This is a genomic window from Janthinobacterium breve, assembly GCF_051380895.1.
In the GTDB taxonomy this organism is placed as follows: domain Bacteria; phylum Pseudomonadota; class Gammaproteobacteria; order Burkholderiales; family Burkholderiaceae_D; genus Janthinobacterium.
Genome location: NZ_JBNYXY010000025.1, coordinates 1 through 1,613, shown reverse-complemented (window position 1 = coordinate 1,613; position 1,613 = coordinate 1). Strand labels below are relative to the sequence as shown.

General features: G+C 51.5%; 1 rRNA gene. It reads right to left on the bottom strand.

Going from position 1 to position 1,613, the window contains the following annotated elements:
* Positions 1-1,613, bottom strand: a 23S ribosomal RNA gene (locus ACQ4W0_RS29105); the annotation flags it as partial.

Sequence of the window (1,613 nt, the reverse complement as noted above, 5' to 3'; positions counted from 1 at the left end):
AAAGAGCTCAAGGCTCTGGGAAATCTCATCTCAAGGCAAGTTTCCCGCTTAGATGCTTTCAGCGGTTATCTCTTCCGTATTTAGCTACCCGGCAATGCCACTGGCGTGACAACCGGTACACCAGAGATACGTCCACTCCGGTCCTCTCGTACTAGGAGCAGCCCCCTTCAAATTTCCAACGCCCACGGCAGATAGGGACCAAACTGTCTCACGACGTTTTAAACCCAGCTCACGTACCACTTTAAATGGCGAACAGCCATACCCTTGGGACCGGCTACAGCCCCAGGATGTGATGAGCCGACATCGAGGTGCCAAACTCCCCCGTCGATATGAACTCTTGGGAGGAATCAGCCTGTTATCCCCAGAGTACCTTTTATCCGTTGAGCGATGGCCCTTCCATACAGAACCACCGGATCACTATGTCCTACTTTCGTACCTGCTCGACTTGTCAGTCTCGCAGTTAAGCACGCTTATGCCATTGCACTATCAACACGATGTCCGACCGTATCTAGCGTACCTTCGAACTCCTCCGTTACACTTTAGGAGGAGACCGCCCCAGTCAAACTGCCTACCATGCACTGTCCCCGATCCGGATAACGGACCAAGGTTAGAACCTCAAACAAACCAGGGTGGTATTTCAAGGTTGGCTCCACGAGAACTAGCGTCCCCGCTTCAAAGCCTCCCACCTATCCTACACAGATTGGTTCAAAGTCCAATGCAAAGCTACAGTAAAGGTTCATGGGGTCTTTCCGTCTAGCCGCGGGTAGATTGCATCATCACAAACATTTCAACTTCGCTGAGTCTCGGGAGGAGACAGTGTGGCCATCGTTACGCCATTCGTGCAGGTCGGAACTTACCCGACAAGGAATTTCGCTACCTTAGGACCGTTATAGTTACGGCCGCCGTTTACTGGGACTTCAATCAAGAGCTTGCACCCCATCATTTAATCTTCCAGCACCGGGCAGGCGTCACACCCTATACGTCCACTTTCGTGTTTGCAGAGTGCTGTGTTTTTATTAAACAGTCGCAGCCACCAGTTTATTGCAACCCTTTCACCCTTCCACAGTAAAGTGGTCAAGCTACCGGGGCGTACCTTTTCCCGAAGTTACGGTACCAATTTGCCGAGTTCCTTCTCCCGAGTTCTCTCAAGCGCCTTAGAATACTCATCTCGCCCACCTGTGTCGGTTTGCGGTACGGTCTCGTATGACTGAAGCTTAGAGGCTTTTCTTGGAACCACTTCCGATTGCTTCGTGAACAAGTTCACTCGTCTCAACCCCTTGAATTGCGCACCCGGATTTGCCTAAGTGCCTTCTATGAGCCAAAAACCAACTATTCCAACAGTTGGACAACCTTCCGCGATCCGTCCCCCCATCGCATCATACGACGGTGCAGGAATATTAACCTGCTTCCCATCAGCTACGCATCTCTGCCTCGCCTTAGGGGCCGACTCACCCTGCTCCGATGAACGTTGAACAGGAAACCTTGGGCTTACGGCGTGGAGGCTTTTCACCCCCATTATCGCTACTCATGTCAGCATTCGCACTTCTGATACCTCCAGCATCCTTTACAAGACACCTTCGCAGGCTTACAGAACGCTCTCCTACCATATATAT